The organism is Rhodoferax ferrireducens T118, from assembly GCF_000013605.1.
In the GTDB taxonomy this organism is placed as follows: Bacteria; Pseudomonadota; Gammaproteobacteria; order Burkholderiales; family Burkholderiaceae_C; genus Rhodoferax; species Rhodoferax ferrireducens.
This window is the reverse complement of record NC_007908.1, coordinates 3,766,592-3,785,911: the sequence shown is the minus strand read 5'-3', so window position 1 is coordinate 3,785,911 and position 19,320 is coordinate 3,766,592. Positions and strand designations below refer to the sequence as shown.

Genomic DNA, 19,320 nt, shown 5'->3' with positions numbered 1-19,320 from the left:
TGCCGGCCGAACACGCGGGGTAAGTTCCATGCGGATCACTACGCAAAACCCGTGCCGTGCCATGGCGGCTGCCATGCCCCTGCCGTGGCATGGAAACTGCACCACAGCGGTGTGACCTCAGACACCCACCCCATCCCGCACGCGGCCGCGTCGACACGCGCGCGGCCCGAGGCGCTGCAGCGCATCACGCTGGTGCGGCGCGACTACAACGGCTGGGTGGCGAGCGAGACGCTGGAAGACTACGCCTTGCGTTTCACGCCGCAACGCTTTCGCAAGTGGTCCGAGTGGCGCGTTGCGAACACCGCTTTTGGCGCCGCCTCGTTCCTGATTCTGGAGGCTGTCGGCGCCACGCTGCTGGTGCAATACGGTTTTACCAACGCGTTTTGGGCCATTCTGGCCACCGGCCTCATCATTTTTCTGGCCGGCCTGCCGATCAGCATTTACGCCGCCCGCTACGGGGTGGACATGGACCTGCTCACGCGCGGCGCCGGTTTTGGCTACATCGGCTCCACGCTCACCTCGCTCATCTACGCCTCGTTCACCTTCATCTTTTTTGCGCTGGAGGCGGCCGTCATGGCCTATGCGCTGGAACTGGCGCTGGGCATTCCGCCCAGCTGGGGCTACCTGATTTGTGCGCTGGCGGTGATCCCGCTGGTGACCCATGGTGTTTCCACCATCAGCCGCCTGCAGGTCTGGACCCAGCCGGTGTGGCTGCTGATGCTGGTGGTGCCCTTTGTTTATGTGCTGATGCGCGACCCTGGTGCTTTCTCGGGCGTGGTGCACTACATCGGGGAAAGAGGAACGGGTCCGGGGTTCAGTCTGCCCTTGTTTGGTGCGGCGCTCACGGTCGGCATCGCCTTGATGACGCAAATGGGCGAACAGGCTGACTACCTGCGTTTCATGCCTGCCAAGACGCCTGCCAATCGCCAACGCTGGTGGTGCAGTGTGTTGGTCGGCGGGCCGGGCTGGGTGATTTTGGGTGTGCTCAAGATGCTGGGCGGGGCGCTCTTGGCTTATCTGGCGATCAGCCACGCGGTGCCGGTGGACCGCGCGGTGGACCCGAACCAGATGTACCTGGCGGCGTATGAATATGTGTTTCCCAATTACGGTTGGGCGGTGGCGGCCACGGCGCTGTTCGTGGTGATCTCGCAGCTCAAGATCAATGTCACCAACGCCTATGCCGGTTCGCTGGCCTGGTCCAATTTTTTCTCGCGCCTGACGCACAGCCACCCGGGCCGGGTGGTGTGGGTGGTGTTCAACACCCTGATTGCGTTCATGCTGATGGAGATGAATGTGTTTCAGGCGCTGGGTGATGTGCTGGGCCTGTACTCCAACATCGCCATCGCCTGGATGATGGCGGTGGTGGCCGACCTGGTCATCAACAAACCGCTGGGCCTGTCACCGCCGGGCATCGAGTTCAAACGCGCGCATCTGTATGACATCAACCCGGTGGGCGTCGGTTCCATGGCGCTCGCGTCCCTCTTGTCAGTCACGGCGCACCTGGGGCTGTTCGGCCCCATGGCGCAGGCCTTCTCGGCGCTGATTGCGCTGGGCACGGCGTTCGTGGCCGCGCCGCTGATTGCATGGGCCACCCAGGGCCGCTACTACATGGCACGACAGAGCGCGGCGCCAGCGGGCGGGGCGGTGGGTGAGGGGGCCTGCAAGCGCTACCAGGTGCAGCGCTGCGTGATCTGCGAACGCCAGTACGAAGGCCCCGACATGGCGCATTGCCCGGCCTACCAAGGCGCCATCTGCTCGCTGTGTTGCACGCTGGACGCGCGCTGCGGCGACCTGTGCAAACCCCACGCTTCCCTGTCCAGCCAATGGTCCGCCACCTTGCGCTGGCTGCTGCCGCGGCGCAGCTGGTCGTACCTGGACAACGGCCTGGGCTACTTTCTGCTGCTCATGGGGGTGACCGTGCCGCTGCTGGCCAGTGTGTTCGGTCTGCTCTATCACCAGGAGTTGCGCGCCTTGACGCTGAGTGTGACTGACATCGTGCAGTTGCAGGCGCCGCATGCCGCTTTGCGTTCGGGGTTCTTCAAGGCCTATATGGCGCTGCTGGTGATTGCCGGCCTGGTGGCCTGGTGGGTGGTGCTGGCGCACAAGAGCCGCCAGGTGGCGCAGGAAGAATCCAACCGCCAGACCCATTTGCTGATGTGCGAGATCGAGTCGCACCGCCAGACCGACGAAGCGCTGCAAACCGCCAGGCGCGTGGCGGAGCAGGCGCGCCATGCCGCCGACCAGGCGAACCAGGCCAAGAGCCGCTACATCAGCGCCATCAGCCACGAGCTGCGCACGCCGCTCAACAGCATCCTGGGCTATGCGCAGCTGATGGGCGAGGACCCGTCCATCCCGGTGCACCGCCAGCAGGCCGTCAGCGTCATCAAGCGCGGCGGCGAGCACCTGCTCTCGCTGATCGAAGGCACACTCGACATCGCGCACATCGAGAGTGGCAAGCTCACGCTCAATCCCCGCCCCATGCACTTCGCCTCCCTGATGCAGGACATCGCCAGCCTGTTTGAGCTCGAAGCGCAGGCCAAGGGCCTGAGCTTTCGTTATGTTGAAGGCGCCGCCCTGCCGGCCGTGGTGCGGGCGGACGAAAAGCGGGTGCGTCAGATATTGATCAATCTGCTGGGCAACGCCATCAAGTTCACCCAGAAAGGGCAGGTCACGTTTGACATCCGCTACGCGCGCGAGATGGCCGTGATTGACATCGAAGACACCGGGCCGGGCCTGTCCCCACAAGAGCTCAATCGCATCTTTGAGCCCTTTACCCGCGCCCATACGCCGGGCGCCACGGCATCGGGCTCCGGTCTGGGGCTGACCATCGCCAAGATGCTGACCGACTTGATGGGTGGTGAACTCACCGTGACCAGCACGCCGGGCATGGGCTCGGTGTTTAAAGTGAAACTGTTTTTGCCCGAGGTGCGCGTGACCTCGGGCGCTGTCGGTGCCCTGTGCTTGTCCGGCTCCTCGGCCGACATGCCAAGGTCTTTGGCGAACAAACCACGCCACGGTTATGCCGGGCCACGCCGACGCGTGCTGGTGGTGGACAACGAAGAGGCCGACCGCGAGCTGCTCGTCAATCTGCTGCAGCCGCTCGGTTTTGAGCTGCGCACCGCCGCCAGCGGCCATGACTGCCTGGACCTGCTGGCAGCGGGCTATCAGCCCGACGTCATCTTCATGGACCTGGCCATGCCCGGCATTGACGGCTGGGAAACCATTCGCCGTCTGCGCGCACTGGGCAGCACCCAGGCGCAGATTGCCATCGTGTCGGCCAATGCTTTTGACAAGGGGCTGGACAACGACGTCGACATGCCAAGTGAAGACTTCATCCTCAAGCCGGTGCGCCACTCCGAGCTGCTGGACTGGCTGGCGCTGCGCTTGTCGCTCACCTGGCTGGACAGCGCCGCACCGGTCGCAGAGCCTGCCCCTGCGCCCCTGCCAGTCGCCCTGGTTTATCCCGAACGGCCGCAGCTCGATGCCTTGCGCGAGGTGGTGAGCCTGGGTTTTTTTCGCGGCATCATGAACAAGCTCGACGAAATCGAGGCCAGCCAGACGCAATGCACCGCCTTTGTCACCGGGATGCGCGGCCTGGCCCGGCAGTTCCAGTTTGAGACCATGAGTCAGCAACTGAACCAGGTGATCCATGAAAACTAGCGCCCCCAAACCCTCGTTGGACCAAACCCTGGACCGTGCCAACAGCGACCTCGTGCTGATCGTGGACGACGTGCCCGACAACCTGTCGGTGCTGCATGACGCGCTGGACGAATCCGGTTACACCGTGCTGGTCGCCACCCATGGCGAGGCTGCCTTGCAGCGCGCCGCGCAAGCCTTGCCCGATATTGTGTTGCTGGACGCCATGATGCCCGGCATGGATGGTTTTGAGGTGGCGCGGCGCCTGAAAGCCGCGCCGCAAACCGCGCACATTCCCATCATCTTCATGACCGGCCTGCTGGACACCGAATACCTGGTGGCCGCGCTGGAGGCGGGTGGTGTCGACTACGTCACCAAACCGATCAAGCCCAAAGAAGTGCTGGCCCGCATGCAGGTGCACCTGCAAGGCGCGCGCGAAAAACGCCAGGCTAGATCCGCGCTGGACGCCTTTGGCTATGCCAGCATCACCGTGCGTGTGAGCGACGGCAAACTGATGTGGCAAACCCCGCTGGCACGCGAACTGCTGCTGCGCTACTACGGCACCGAGGCGCCGAAAACGCCCGAGCCGGTCTGCCAGTGGCTGCGTCGCCATGTGAATGATGCCGTGGCGCTGACCGAGCCGCCGCGCCTGAGTATCGAGCTGGGTCCGAAGCGCCTGACCTTTCGCCTGCACCAGCAAATCGGTGACTCCGAGGGCGGCGGCGACTGGCTCATCATCATGCAGGAGGTGTCGGACGAGAGCGTGATCGAAGCCATCGCCCTGAGCTTCAAGCTGACACCGCGCGAGGCCGAGGTGCTGTACTGGGTGGTCAAGGGTAAGATCAACCGCGACATTGGCGACATCCTGGGCTCCAGCCCGATGACGGTCAAGAAACACCTGGAGCATGTGTTTGCCAAGCTGGGCGTGGAGACCCGCACGGCGGCGGCCGGCATGGCGATGAGCCGCATCCGCCAGCTGCATCCGCAATTTGAAGGATGATTTATACGTTTTAGGCCTCTAGCCCCCGTGAAATATACATATATGGCTATTAATTCAGTAGCATTTCAACGCTGATCCGGCAGGCTGTCCGGTGCGCGTAGCCGGAAAAAGCCGGGTATTGACCCGATCCGTGCCGCCGTCAATTCGCTTGAACAGGGAGGCCAGGCGCTGATGGTTTTCCCTCGTAAAAGAAGTCAGAATGGCGACAAGCGCGCGGCCGTTGTACGGTGTGATAAGACCTCAATCGGCGAAACATACCGCCGGGCCAGAGACAGCACATCTCACTTTGGATGAATCCAAAAGATGGCAGGCTGATGCCCGCACGCCGCCCCGTGGGCGACCTGGTGCTTAGTCACGGAGGATTGAATGAACGCCTTGCCAATCAAACCAAGACACCTGTTGCGGGCAAGCGTCTGTGCGCTGTTCGCGACCAATATGTCGCCGGCGTTGGCCCAGTCCGGCGCCGGGACCCATTCGACCTTGCCGGCCCCGGATGACAATGCCCAGACCGGTGTTCTGCGCGAAGTCGTCGTGGTCGGTGTGCGCGCCAGCCTGGCCTCGGCCCAGGAGATCAAGCGCGACAAGCTCGAAATCGTCGACTCCATCGTTGCCGATGACATCACCAAGTTGCCGGACTTCAGCGTCACCGACGCGTTGCAGCGCGTGACCGGCCTGCAGATTGCCCGTGATCGCGGGGATGGCACCGGTATCTCCATTCGCGGTCTCACGCAGATGGAGACGACGCTCAATGGCCGCGAAGTGTTCACGGCCGGGGCCGGGCGCAATTTTGATTTCGCCGACATGGCGTCCGAGCTGGTATCCGGCATCGACGTCTACAAAACCTCCTCTGCCGAGCACATCGAGGGTGGGGTGGGCGGATTGATCGATCTGCGCACTCGCCGTCCCTTTGATTTCAAAGGCCGTGAGATTGTTGGCTCAACCCGGCTGATCTACGGCGATCTGGCAGACCGCAATGCAACGCAATTTTCTGTCCTGGCAAGCAATCGCTGGAAAACGACCAGCGCCGGGGAGTTCGGCGTGCTCGTGAATCTTGCGTACCAGGACCGCGCCTTTCGCGAGGATCAAAAAGGCACCGGCAACCCACAAGCCCGCACCGATCTCATGGCGGGTCAGACCGTCATCGCACCCAACGGAACATCGGAAACCATCAGTCTGGGCAATCGCAAACGCAGCACCGCCCATGTGGTGCTGCAGTGGCGCCCGGCGGCAGACCTGGAACTCTATGCCGAGGGCAGTTACACGGAATTTCAGACCCGCCAGAACTCCTGGCAAAGCAACGTCTTGGCGTCACCGGCGTTGGTGCCTGGCAGCGCTGCCGTGTTTCCGGGCACGAATGACGTGAGCCACATCACCTGGATGAACGCGCCGGTCTCGATTCTGAGCTTCGCCCGTGACACGCTTGACCGGACGAAACAGGCCGCCGTGGGCGGGGTTTGGAGCGGCAAGGCGCTCACGCTCAAGTCGGATGTGAGCTACACCCAAAGCAGCAACACTCTCTTTTTCTCCGGCCTGACCTTGGGCGGCACTGCCGCCAACTTCACGCAAGACCTGTCCACCGATGTCCCCAGTTCGAGCATCACCGGGACAAATCTGCTGGACCCCGCCAATTTGCAGTACACGGGTATCGCCTACCGTTTGCGGCGCTTCGAAGGCGACCAGGCCACCGTTCGGCTGGATGGGGAATACGAGGTTTCGGACAGCTTGGTCAATACGCTCCTGGCCGGGGTGCGTTATGCCCGGCGTGGTGCCAGCAATGCGTCCGGCCTGGTGGTTGCCGACGCCGGCGTAGCAGGTATTCCGGTCGCAGCCCTGCCGCAATATGCCATGGTCAACCCTTATGATTTCTACGCCGGCACGGCCAGCATCCGCAACACCCTGGTTGGCAATCTGGATACGGCCCGCGATGCCGTGGGACTGCGCAACGCCTTTGGCATCACCACGCCGATCCCCGCCACAGCGAGCCCGCTGAGCCTGTGGGACATCAGCGAGGACACGCAGGCGGCGTATCTCATGGCCCGGTTCACGGCCACGGGCCTGCCGTTGAAGGGTCCGCTGGATGGCAACATCGGCCTGCGCGTGGTCAGTACCCATGAGCGGGTCGCGGGCGCCCAGTCGGTGCCGGCCACCGGCGCGGTGGTGCCCGTCCATGTCGACAGCCGTTACACCGACTACCTGCCCAGCGTGAACCTGCGCTACCTGCTCAGCCCGGGGCTGTATCTTCGTGCGGCGGCCTCCAGGACCCTGACGCGACCGAATTTCGACCAACTCTCACCTTCACTGACGCTGCTGCCAAACGCCATCAACCCAGCGCTGAATCAGGGTAGCGCGGGCAATCCGGAACTCAAGCCGATCCGCGCCGACAATCTGGATCTGGCAGTGGAAAAATATTTCAACAAGAGCACGGCAGTTCACCTCACCGGCTTCCTGAAGAAAGTTGAGGGTTTCGTGACCACGGTGAGCAGCCCGGAAGTGGTGGACGGCGTCGCGTACCAAGTGAGCCGTCCGCAAAACAGCGCCGCGGCCGACATCAAGGGTTTCGAGCTTGGCTACCAGCAGTTCTACGATTTCCTGCCGTCCTGGCTGAGCGGCCTTGGCCTGCAGGCGAACTACACCTATGTCGACAGCGAGACCCTCGACCGCACCCTGGGTGAAAAGGTGGCGCTGCAAAATCTCTCCAGGCACAGCGTCAACCTCATTGGCATGTACGAGAAGGGCAGGCTGTCAGCTCGCCTCGCCTACAACTGGCGCGACAAATTCTTGAGCGGTGTCACCAACATCGTGGGCGTCGGTGCACTGCCCATTTACACCCGGGCCTACGGCTGGCTTGACGCGTCGCTGAGCTATCGATTCAGCGAGAAAATCTCATTCGTGATCGCGGGCACGAACTTGCTTGGCACGAGGCGCAGTTCTTACTACGGTGTGGAAACAAGACCTCAGAGTAGCTGGATCAACGACACGCAAGTCAGCCTTGCTGTGACCGCTCGATTCTGATGAAATGACCCATGGCGACGAATTTTTTACCGAGTCATTCAGGATGGCGCCCTCCCGTCGAACGGCGCGGTACCTGCCGCTTGTTACTTGCGGTCTGGGTGGTTCTTGCCGGGATTTTGGGCCTTTGCCTGCCTGGCCCGGTCCAGGCGGCCACCTCGCTCAATGACTGGCGCACACAAGCGGGCCAGACCCGGGTACTGGCGGAAAATGACGTGCCTCGCGCCTACACGCAGGCGCAGCGCTTGCAGGCCAGCCTGCCCGCCGATGCCACACCCGTTGACCGGGCCCGGGTGCTCAATCTGCTGGCCCGTATCGAGGTTTATCTGTCGTTGACCGAAAAGGCGCAAAAGAACGCTGAAACCGCCCTGGAACTGGCGCAACGGCAGGGGGACCGGGTGGGGCAGGCCGAGGCACAGCTCAACGTGGCGTTGAACGCCGTCAACCAGGCCCGGATTGACGCGTCCATTACTGCCACCACCCGCAGCGTGGAACTGCTCGAAGACGTGAACCGGCCTGACTTGCTCGGCGAAGCGCTGCTGAGGATGTCCATGATGTACCGCCGCGTCAATGACTTTGACAATTCCGTCACCATGGCCATGCAGGCCATGGAAATTGCCAAACGCACGAAAGACCCCCTTGCGCTGACCTACGCCCATCAGGGCCTGGCCATTTCATTCGATCTCAGCGGGCGCTACGCGCAGGCTGGCGAGCACTACCTGCAGATGCGCGACTACGCTCGCATTGCCCACTCGAAAATTCTGGAAGCACACGCCGTTCACGGTCTTGGCGGGGTGACGGCGAGCCTTGGCCGTGTTGCTGAAGGCGAACGTTTGACGCGCGAGGCGATTGCCATGTTCCGCTCAGTCGGTAGCCCCTTCAGTCTGAGCTACGGGCTGTTTGGCTTTGCGGACTTGCTTCGCAAGCAGGGCCGCTACGGCGAAGCCGTGCTGCTGCTGGAGGAAGTGGTCGCGATCTATGAAAAATATCCGAACCCCATCGGTCTCTGGTTTACGCTGAATGCGCGCAGCACCAGTCTTCAGGCCTTAAGCCGCAACGCGGCCGCACGGGCCGATGCCGAGAGGGCTTATGGGCTCGCCAAAGAAATTGGTTTGCCCGTTTACCTGAGCGGCAGTGCGCGGCGCATGGCCGAGATTGGCACCGTTGACGGTGACCACCAGCGAGCCTACCAGCTCTTTGTCGAAGCGGCCGACCTGGCGGACAAGGTGGCGCGCGAAAAAGCCAGCGCACGCATGGTGGAACTTGCCGAACGCTACGCAACCGAGAACAAGCAGCGCGAAATCAACGAATTGACCCGTCGCAACGAGCAACAATCCGCTGAGCTGCGCCAGCGCGCCCTGCAGGAGCGCTGGCTGTGGACCGTGCTCGGCGGCAGTGCCCTTGTCTTTGCCGGTAGCGCGTACTTCCTGCTTCGTCTGCGGCGCTCCAACCGGATGCTCGAAGCGCTCAATACACAAGTGCAGCGGTCCCAAAACCAGCTGCAAGCCACGTTTGATGCGATCCCGGACCCGCTGTTCGTGCTTGGACTCGATGGTCGTTACTATGACTGCCGTTCTTCGCGCGCTGACCTATTGGCCGCACCGGCAGAAGATTTGATCGGCAAAACGGTGTCTGACGTCCTGCCTCCCGAAGCCGCCAGCATTTGTTTGTCGGCGTTGCGCGAGGCGAATGAAAAGGGCACATCAACGGGCAAGCAGTTTGAATTGCAGCTTGCGCATGGCAGGGCCTGGTTTGAACTGTCCGTTGCCCGCAAGTCGGTGGGCCAGAGGCAAGAGCCGCGTTTTATCGTCCTGTCCCGAGATATCACCGAGCGCAAGCAGGCCGAGGAGGCGCTTCGCATCGCCGCCACCGCCTTCGAGTCCCAGGAGGGCATGACCGTCACCGATGCACAGGGCGCCGTCCTGAGGATCAACCGGGCCTTCACCGAAATTACCGGCTACAGCGCCGATGAAGTCGTAGGCCATAACCCGCGCCTGCTCCAGTCGGGGCGCCATGACAAAGCCTTCTATGCCGCGATGTGGGAAAGTATCAGGCGTACCGGATCTTGGCAAGGCGAAATCTGGAACCGGCGCAAGAACGGCGAAGCCTATCCGGAGTTGCTCTCCATCACCGCTGTCAAGGAGAACGGTGGAATTGTCACCCACTACGTCGGCACCTTCATGGACATCACCCGGCGCAAGGCAGCGGAGGACGAGATCCGCAATCTGGCGTTCTTTGACTTGCAGACCGGCCTGCCCAACCGGCGGCTCCTGCTCGACCGGCTGCAGCAGGCCTTGGCCGCGAGTGCCCGTCACCGGCGCCAAGGGGCGCTGCTGCTGATCGACCTTGACAATTTCAAGACCCTCAACGACACCCTTGGCCATGACAAGGGCGATCTGCTGCTGCAGCAAGTCGCCCAACGGCTGGCAAGCTGTGTGCACGAGGGTGGCACGGTGGCCCGGTTGGGTGGCGATGAATTCGTGGTGATGCTCGAGAATCTGAGTGAGCACCTGGAGGCGGCCGCCACCCAGGCTGAAACCCTGGCCAAAAGAATTCTGGCCTCGCTCAAGCAGACCTACTCTCTGGACGGCTATGAGTATCAAAGCACGGCCAGCATCGGCATTACGCTGTTTTCCGAGCAGCAGGAGACCACTGAGGATCTACTGAAGCGGGCCGATCTGGCCATGTACCAGGCCAAGGCGGTAGGTCGCAACACGCTGCGCTTTTTCGACCCGGAAATGCAGGCCGTGGTCACGTCGCGCGCTGCATTGGAAGCAGGTTTGCGCAGGGCTGTTACGAGTGATGAGTTTCTTCTCTACTATCAGGCTCAGGTGGACGGCCAGGGCCACCTGACAGGGTGCGAGGCGCTGTTGCGCTGGCAACATCCTGAACGTGGCCTGGTAGCGCCTGGCGAATTCATTGCGCTGGCTGAGGACACCGGCTTGATCCTGCCGCTGGGTCGTTGGGTGCTGGACGCCGCATGCACCCAATTGGCCCAGTGGGCCACCCGGCCTGAGATGGCCCACCTGACGGTTGCGGTCAACGTCAGCGTCCGCCAGTTCCATCAGGCGGATTTTGTGAACCAGGTGTTGACGGTTCTTGACAGCACTGGCACTAACCCGCAACGGCTCAAGCTGGAACTGACCGAGAGTCTGCTGATCGGTGACGTGGAAGACGTCATCGCCAAGATGAGCATCCTGAAAGAAAAAGGCGTTGGCTTCTCCCTGGACGATTTCGGCACCGGCTATTCCTCGCTGTCCTATCTGAAACGCCTGCCGCTGGATCAGCTGAAGATCGACCAGGGTTTTGTCAGGAACATTCTCATCGACCCCAACGATGCCGCCATCGCCAGGATGGTCATCGCGCTGGGCGACAGCCTGGGCCTGGCGGTCATCGCGGAGGGGGTTGAAATCGAGGCGCAGAGGGATTTTCTGGCCCGTTTGGGCTGCCATGCCTGCCAGGGCTATCTGTTTTGCCGTCCGCTGCCGCTGGATCAGTTCGAGGCGTTTGTGAGGCGGGTCTGATGCCGCTTGTCGGTGCGCCAACGCACATCAAGACCCTTGGCGCAGCAAGGTGCGATAACGCACGGACTTTTCTGCCGGAATCGTCTAAGCTGCAACTTGTGATCCAACTGGAGAACAGAAAATGCGTTACTTACTCATTGTGTTTTTGATGCTGTTGGGGTCGATGACTTCGGCCATGGCCCAGCTAAGCGTCGGTATCGGGCTTCCTGGTGTCAGCATCGGGATCAACCTGCCGGTGTACCCGGAGTTGGTCCGGGTGCCGGGCTACCCGGTCTACTACGCGCCACGTTTGAATTCAAACTTCTTCTTTTACGATGGCATGTATTGGGTCTATCAGGACGATAACTGGTATGCGAGTTCCTGGTACAACGGTCCTTGGGGTCTGGTGGCGCCAGCGTATGTGCCCCTGTTCGTCCTGCGAATTCCGGTGCGCTACTACCGGGCGCCGCCAGTGTACTTCCGCGACTGGCGCGCGGATGCGCCGCCCCGCTGGGGCGAGCACTGGGGCCATGAATGGCAGCAGCAGAGACGCGGCTGGGACAAGTGGAACCGCAGTTCAGCGCCCGCGCCCGCTCCGCTGCCCAACTACCAGCGACGCTATTCAGGCGATCGATACCCACCGGCGGAACAGCAGCGCTCGCTGCGTGGCCAGAATTACCGGTATCAGCCGCGTGACACCGTAGTGCGGCAGCACTATCAGGAGCAAGCCGTGCCCACAGCGCCCGCGCCTGGACAGCGGACACCGCAGGGCCGTCCGGCAGCGCCGCGCGCGCAGCCGCCGCAAATGAGAAACGAACAGGCTCCCAGGGTAGCCCCGACCCAAGCGCCACCGCGCCAGAGTGGCGCGCCAGGCCAGGATCAGAGGCGCCAGCCACCGCAAGGGCGGGAGAAAAAGCGCTTGCCAGATGAGGAACGAGGTCAGGATCGCAACTAATTTCTCGTCAGTCGGTAAAACGCACCGCTGCCACCGGTGGCAGATCGTGTGACAGGCACTGCCATCCCAGTCCGGCATCGGCACTGAGCCACAAACCGCCGGTGGTTGACGCCAGCGCCAGGGTCTGCCCGTCGCGCGTGACATCAAGCCCGTGGCGATAGACCAGATGGTAGGCCTGGCTTTGCGGCAAGCCCTCCGACAAAACCTGGAAGGACGCGCCGCCATCGTCGGTGCGCGTCACGACCATCCGGCCCGCCACGGGAATGCGACACACATCCGCCTGGGCCGGCACGAACCAGGCACGCTGGGGATTGTGCGGGTCGCAGGCGACGGCAAAACCGAAACCCGACGGGGCGGGCGCCGCAATGGCCTGCCATTGCTTGCCGCCATTGGTGGAGCGATAGATGCCGCAATGGTGCTGCACCCACAACATATCGGGTTGCGCGGCGCACTGCACCAGACAGTGCGGGTCCTGCGCGTTGCCGTCATCGGCATTCTCGGGCGGCAGGTAGTCGGCTTTCATGCCGCTGGCCGTCAGCGACCAGGAGGCGCCGCCGTCTCGCGTCTGCCACACGCCGCCACAGGAAATCCCCAGTGTGATGTGGAGAGGATCACGCGGATCGACCAGGATGGAGTGAATGCCGGCATGGTCATAACCACCACCGAGCCACGCCCGGCGCCGGGGTTCTTCCCACAACGGCTGGTTCAGCGTCCAGCTGGCGCCGCCATCTTCCGACTTGAACAACCCGGCTGGCAGGCAACCGGCCCACAGCGTGCCGCGTTCATGGGCGCCGCCCGCAGCCAGCGACCAGATCAGGTCCACGCTCCAGGGTGTGGGGTCATCGGCCCAGGGCCCCTCAGTCGGCTTGACGGGGAAGGCGGGTGCCGCCATCTCTTGCCAACTCTGGCCCTGGTCGCTGCTCTTGTGCAGCTTGACGCCGAAATGGCCCAGCCGCAGCGCGGCATACCAGCTGCCGTCGCGCCGGTCGGCCAGCACCTGCGTGACCGGCTCACCGGCAAAATAATGCGAAGCGATGTTCCAGTTCGCGCCATCGCCCTGGACGGCAAACAAACCCTTGCGGGTGGCAACCAGCAATGTCGGCATGATGATCTCCTCTCATCAAAGAAATTGAACGGATGTCAGCCACCGGTGAGGGCCTGGATCACCAACACCCGGTCGCCGGCTCCAAGCCACTGCGTCAGGTGGACGCGTTCCGGCACTATTTGCCCGTTCACAAACACCGCCACATGTTTGCGCACCGCGCGCTGGTCGTCAAACACGTAGTGGGCCAATGCGGGTGCCGCGCGCAGCGCACCTTCGAGCACGTCGCGCAGCGTGCCAGGCGCGACCGACTGCGGCGCGCATTCGACGTGGTGGCGCAGGCTGGCGGCAAATTCAACGGTGACCATCGGTATAGAGCTCGGCTGGCGTTGACGCGGTGCGGCGCACCGCGCCTTAACTCTACGCTTTTCAGCCGACTTTTGCCAGACCGGTGCAGGGCCCGCTGCGGCTGCGGTTCCAGTCCACCTTGAATGCTATCCCAGGGCTTTTGATGACCCGTTCTGGCTTGTTCAGCGCGGTGTCAGCGTGCCCGGGTTTGCCTCCCCGCTGTCGACCCGAAGATTACCGGCCCATTGGCATGCAAATCGGTTACAGCGATAGCGATGAACCGGAACAAACAGGCTCCAAAAACGGTCGACAGGCCGGCGCGGGGTCCGGATCAAATTTCCCGCGCACAGCGGACAAAGGTGATGGCTGACGCTGATGTAATCTGCGGGTTTGGCACTGTAAGCTGGGCGGTTCATGTCAGGGTCCTTTTGGTGATTTCGACAAATCACCGTGGCCCGATTGAGTCAGTTTCGAAGCCGCCGGTCCGTGCGCCAGCGCACAGTCTGGATGGAACCACGGATTGCACGGACCCGCTGGCCACCCGCCTGACCCAGGTGAACGAGGCCAGGTCAGCTTGAAAACGAAAACCGTTTCTCGGCGAAAAGCCGCAGGCAGGCATCAACGGCCAGCGTGTCATAGATGACACCGCGGCCGCGCCCGATTTCCGCCAGCGCGGCATCAACGCCCAGCGCCGCCCGGTAGGGGCGATGCGAGGCCATCGCCTCGACCACATCGGCGACCGCCATGATGCGCGACTCGAGCAGGATTTGCTCGCCCTGGAGTCCCTGCGGATAACCCGAGCCGTCCAGGCGTTCATGGTGTTGCAGCACCATGGTGGCGATGGGCCAGGGGAATCTGATGTCTTTGAGAATGTCAAAGCCGGCTTGCGGGTGATTCTTCAGGAGCATGTATTCGATGGCCGTCAGCTTGATGGGCTTGGCGAGAATTTCCGCCGGAATGCTGATTTTTCCCAGGTCGTGAATGCTGGCGGCGAGTTCGATGCCTCGCATGGTGTCTTCCGGCAAACCCAGTTCGCGCGCGATGGCGACTGCCAGTTGCCCCACGCGCCGCTGATGGCCAGCGGTGTACGGGTCGCGCATTTCCACGGTGTCGGCGATGGCCTTGATGGAGTCCTCCAGACTCTGGCGCAGTATGTCCTCATGGTGCTGGTGTTCGTAGGCAATGCGGTCGCGTTCAGCCCGCGTGCGCAAGGTGGCGATGCCGAAGGCCAGGTCGCTGGCGAGTTCCTTCAACAGGATGACTTCGGTTTCGTTGAAAGCATCGGGTGCCGCCGCAAAAATGGTCAGCACACCCAAGGTGCCCGCTTCGCTGGTGAGCGGCAGCGCAATGTTGGACTGGTAGCCGCGCGACTGTGCCTCATCTCCCCACGGGGCCGAGGCCGGGTTGAGCAGGAAGTTCTGATTGACCTGGACGGTGCCGGTCCGAATGGCTGTGCCGGTCGGGCCACGACCAGGCTCAATGTCGGCCCAACTGATAGGGGCCTCGGCCAGAAAACCTTCGTCGTAACCGTAGTGGGCCGCCGGGCGCACCGTCTTCGCCGCGTTCTGCTCGGGGAATCCCACCCACGCCATGCGGTAGCCGCCGGTTTCCACAATCAGCCGACAAATGGCATCAAGCAGCCCGGATTCGTTGGTGGCGCGCACCAGCGCCTCATTGCAGGCGCTGAGGGTGCGCAAGGCGCGGTTGGCTCTTGCCAGCGCCAGTTCATCCTGCTTGCGCCGGGTGATGTCGCGCACCGTGGCTTGCAGCACCGGCTTGCCGCCCAGTTCCATGGCAGTGAGCAACACGTCGGCGGGAAACTGTGCACCGTCCAGGCGACGGTGCGTCCATTCGAACTGATGGCTGCCATTCCTGTAGGCCGTAGCGATATATTCATTGGCCAGCTGCATCGACTCTTCACCACCGGGCTGGGTCGGCGGGGACAGCTGGGAGGGCTGTTTGCCAACCAGATCATCCCGTGCCTGGCAAGCGAATATCCGCAGCGTGGCCGCGTTGCAGTCGAAGATGCCTTGTTCATCGATCAGCATGATGGCATCGGAAGTCGATTCGTAGATGGTTCGGAATTTCATCGCCATGTTCTTCAACGCTTCTTCCGCTCGCGTGCGTTCGAGGCGGGCGCGCAGCACCGTGATGCCGAACGCCAGATCGCCCGACAGCTCCTGCAGAAGCCGGATTTCGGCGGGGCTAAAGGCGTTGATCTCGGCCGAATAAATCAGCAGAACGCCGAATACTTCTGCGCCTTCGTTTTTCAAGGGCAAGGCGATGCCGGAACGATAGCCGTGCTGCAAGGCGCTCTCGCGCCACGGGGCCATGCTTGGGTCGTTGGCCAGATCCTGAAAATAGACGATCTCTGCGCTTCGGATCGCGACTCCGGCGGGACCTTGCCCGCGCGGTGTGTCCTCAGCCCAGGACAATTTGGCGTCGGCGATATACCCGCTGTCGAAACCACCCCAGGCCGCCGGACGGACGGTCTTGCCCGCATCGTGCTCGGCATAGCCCACCCAGGCCATGCGGTAGCCGGCCTCGTCGCAAACAATGTGGCAAATGTCGTTGAGCAGGGTCTGCTCGTCCTGCGTGCGCAACAAGGCCTGGTTGCAACTGCTGATGGCGCGCAGTTCGCGATTCAATCGATGCAGAGTTTCCTGCGAGCGCTTGCCCTCCAGCAGCCGCCACATGCCTTCCATGATCAGGGTCAACTGCTGTACGTCCCCTTCGTCGTACGCCTCGACCTTGTTGCCAACGCCCGCCACGATGACGATTCTGGCGCCGTCAAACACGGGCACATTCATGTGACGTTTCAGGTTGACATAGCCCCGCGGCCAGTCATTTTTCAAGGGGTTGGCGGCGTTGTAATCGTTGGTGATGACGGGTCGGCGCTGGCGCACCGCTTCGCCCCAGAGCCCCGTGGTTTCGACCGGGTACACGATCGGCTCCTCGGTGATGACGCCTTCTGCCATGGCCAATTTTGACCACGCGGGCATGGTCAGCACGCTCTCATCTTCGTTAACAAACGCCAGGTAGCCGATTTTGCTTTGGGTCAAGCGTACGGCTTCTTCCAAGGTGAAATCCTCGATCTCTTTCAGCGTTGCCCCGGCCATCTGGTTGAGTTGCAGCAGCATTTGCATGCGTTGGGAGTTCAACTCCTGGGCTAGCTGCGAGCGCTTGCGGGCGCTCATGTCCTGGGCCAGCACCGCCACACCGATGACATCTTCGCCACTCTTGATCGGGCTGTGCGAGACCTGGAAATACTGCCGCGACCGAAGTTCATCTCCTGAATACGACTCCTCCACAACCTGCTCTCCGGCGATCGCCCGATCAATGTTGTGCTGGGCGGTTTCCCGATCCTGCGGCACGGTCATGTAGTCCAGCAGACTGTGGCCTTGCTCGATCTGGGCCCCGTAAAGCGCTTTCATGACGTCGGCATGCCCCTGGTTGAAACTGGTGTAGCGGTACTGCCGGTCCAAAGAAAAGATCAGTGCATTGGCACTGTTGATGATGCTGCTCAAAGTGGAATACTGTTCTCCCAGTCGCTCTTCCGCCGCCTTTCTTCTGAGCAACTGTTTTTTCAAGGTCATTGTCCATGTGGCTGCAATCAGGAACAATATGAATAAGGTGATGACCGAGACGTAGTAGATTCTTTGGGTGATCTGTTCCCGGGTCTGAAACACAACCTCTTTGGGCTTCCAGTTATTGATGACAGTTTGGTAACTACCATCCGCTTTGATACTCTTCAAGCCATTATTGATGGCACTGAGCAGTTTCTCATTTCCTTTCTTCACCGCAATGGACGAATAAGAAAATGCAACAGGCTCACCCGTCACCCTGATATTTTGTATTTTGTTTTCGGCAATGATATAAGACCCAACCCGGTAGTCCACCACCACGGCATCCACCGTGGCAGCATTGAGCTGTTTAAATCCCTCGATAAAATTTGGGATGATGGTGAGCAGAATTTGCGGGTCTTTCCCCAATAACTGCTGAGGCAGGCCCCCCGCCTCCACGCCAACCCTCAGGCCGCGAAGGCTTGACATTCCCGAGATGCCAACCCTGTTGGTGGTGGTAAAAATTGAAAACTGGGATTCAAGCAAGGTATCTGAAAAATCATATATTTCCCGACGCTCCTGCGTCGGGTTTATTTGAATAAGCGCATCGGCTTTCCCTTGTGCCACCAGCGCTTGCGCCTCCAGCCAATCCATGGTTTTAATTTCAATCGGCTGGGGCATGTATTTTTCAAGTGCACGAACGATGTCCACCACAACGCCTGCCGGGACCATATTATTTTGGTAGACCACCGGGGCTATATTCTTGTTGCCCAGAAAAACGAGTTTATTCTGATTGGCTGATTCAGCAAAAGAATGGGGGAGCGCGAGAAAAATGATCAAGACAGCAAAAACAATGGACAGCAGCAGATTTCCCTGAGACAGGAATCTGTGCACCGCCATACCAGCTTTCATGTTCACTCTCTATTTTTTAGTCGGAGCATCGCTTCAAGCCACTGCGCAGCGGGCTTGAACATCGATCGGGCATTCAGATCCGGACCATGGACGCCCAATTCAATCAGCCAACTGATGCGTCAAGCCAGCGCCGAACACCATACTAATACACGTTCGGCTTCGTTGAAACAGCTTAGTTGCAAGGTCTTGATGCGGCAACAGGGGTTGACCACATAAAAGAGCATTTCGATCTCTCTGCGCGAGCGCTGCCAGCTCACGCGTGGCACCGCAGACCATGCCAAACGGGCCCACAACCTGCCTGGGCTTATCGAAACACCCGGGGCGCTTGAAAATTCCAAGGCCAGGCAAGAAAATCGATATGAACGGTGATGTAATAAGCCATTATTATGATCAATCGTCTTGATTTTTGCTGATATGGACACACTCTCCAATCTTCTGACGCACTTCTCCCTGCATGCAGGGGTTTTCTACACTGGAAACATCTGCGGTACTCACGACTACGGCGCCGACGCCTTGCGCGGACACATCCACCTGGTCAAGCATGGCCCGGTTCAGGTGATCGGCGAGCGCCATGGTGTGATCAACATCACGGAGCCGAGTCTGTTGTTTCTGCCCCGCCCGGACAGCCACCGCCTGATCGCGGATGAACGAGCGGGCGCGGATATGGTCTGCGCCACGGTCAAGTTTGGTGGGGGCGGCAGAAACCCCGTCAACGATTCGCTACCGAATGTGGTGCTGGTCAAACTCGCCGAACTTGCGAAAGTGCAAGAGTTGCTCGAACTCATGTTTGACGAGGCATTTTCTGACCAGTGTGGCCGTCAGGCAGTCTTGAATCGGCTGTGCGAGGTGTTGATGATTCGCCTGCTGCGGTACTGCATGGCGCACGGGCTCACGCAAGGCGGCACTTTGGCGGGGCTCGCTGACAAGCGGCTGGCCAAGGTGCTGACCGATATCCATAAGGACCCGGCACGGGCGCGAGACTTGGCCAGCATGGCTGCTTTGGCCGGCATGTCACGAGCGCGCTTCGCTGCGCGATTTCGGGAGGTCACCGCAGAGACCCCGGCAGACTATCTGGCTTCATGGCGAATCATGACGGCGCAGGGTCTGCTGAAACGAGGACGGCAACTGAAGCACGTAGCCGACGATGTCGGCTACGGCAGCGCCAGCGCGCTCACGCGGGCCTTTGTCAGAAAGCTGGGCTGCTCGCCAACCGAGTGGCTCAAGGGACGGCAGGACGCGCAGACATCAATGTGAGACGTGCGGTGCACACGACGACGAGATTGATTCCTACCATCGGTTGTGTCGGTTTCCAAACAGGTATCCGACTGTCTTTCAACCCCCGTTTTAAGGAA

At 61.3% G+C, this 19,320-nt stretch carries 9 protein-coding genes; 6 read left to right on the top strand and 3 right to left on the bottom strand.

Going from position 1 to position 19,320, the window contains the following annotated elements; translation table 11 throughout:
- Positions 1-96: 96 nt before the first annotated feature.
- From RFER_RS17200 to RFER_RS17180, 5 genes are all read left to right on the top strand, one after another.
- On the top strand, positions 97-3,660 hold the full coding sequence (locus RFER_RS17200) for a hybrid sensor histidine kinase/response regulator (RefSeq protein ID WP_425057089.1): 3,564 nt from the start codon (positions 97-99) through the stop codon (positions 3,658-3,660).
- Positions 3,650-4,636, top strand: coding sequence for a response regulator transcription factor (locus RFER_RS17195; protein WP_011465669.1), 987 nt, complete (start codon positions 3,650-3,652; stop codon positions 4,634-4,636). The genes RFER_RS17200 and RFER_RS17195 overlap by 11 nt, the downstream gene beginning before the upstream one ends.
- A 366-nt stretch (positions 4,637-5,002) precedes the next feature.
- A complete protein-coding gene (locus tag RFER_RS17190) occupies positions 5,003-7,648 on the top strand; it encodes a TonB-dependent receptor (protein ID WP_011465668.1) in 2,646 nt (881 codons plus the stop codon).
- Positions 7,649-7,659: 11 nt separating this feature from the next.
- Positions 7,660-11,169 carry an EAL domain-containing protein gene (locus RFER_RS23105; RefSeq protein WP_011465667.1) on the top strand — a complete coding sequence of 1,170 codons (3,510 nt, stop codon included), beginning with the start codon at positions 7,660-7,662 and terminating at the stop codon, positions 11,167-11,169.
- 121 nt (positions 11,170-11,290) lie between these two features.
- A complete protein-coding gene (locus RFER_RS17180) occupies positions 11,291-12,103 on the top strand; it encodes a hypothetical protein (RefSeq protein ID WP_011465666.1) in 813 nt (270 codons plus the stop codon).
- A gap of 7 nt (positions 12,104-12,110) precedes the next feature.
- Here RFER_RS17180 and RFER_RS17175 read toward each other — a convergent pair whose 3' ends face one another.
- The 3 genes from RFER_RS17175 to RFER_RS24660 form a co-directional block, all read right to left on the bottom strand.
- The gene (locus tag RFER_RS17175) at positions 12,111-13,211 is read right to left on the bottom strand and encodes a sialidase family protein (protein ID WP_085998764.1); all 1,101 of its coding nucleotides are present in this window, start codon (positions 13,209-13,211) and stop codon (positions 12,111-12,113) included.
- A 32-nt stretch (positions 13,212-13,243) separates the two neighbouring features.
- The gene (locus tag RFER_RS17170; protein ID WP_011465664.1) at positions 13,244-13,513 is read right to left on the bottom strand and encodes a MoaD/ThiS family protein; all 270 of its coding nucleotides are present in this window, start codon (positions 13,511-13,513) and stop codon (positions 13,244-13,246) included.
- Positions 13,514-14,062: 549 nt separating this feature from the next.
- On the bottom strand, positions 14,063-17,956 hold the full coding sequence (locus RFER_RS24660; protein ID WP_279587711.1) for a GAF domain-containing protein: 3,894 nt from the start codon (positions 17,954-17,956) through the stop codon (positions 14,063-14,065).
- Positions 17,957-18,382: 426 nt separating this feature from the next.
- Between RFER_RS24660 and RFER_RS17160 the strand changes: the two genes are divergently transcribed.
- Positions 18,383-19,222 carry an AraC family transcriptional regulator gene (locus RFER_RS17160; protein WP_011465662.1) on the top strand — a complete coding sequence of 280 codons (840 nt, stop codon included), beginning with the start codon at positions 18,383-18,385 and terminating at the stop codon, positions 19,220-19,222.
- Positions 19,223-19,320 lie beyond the last annotated feature (98 nt).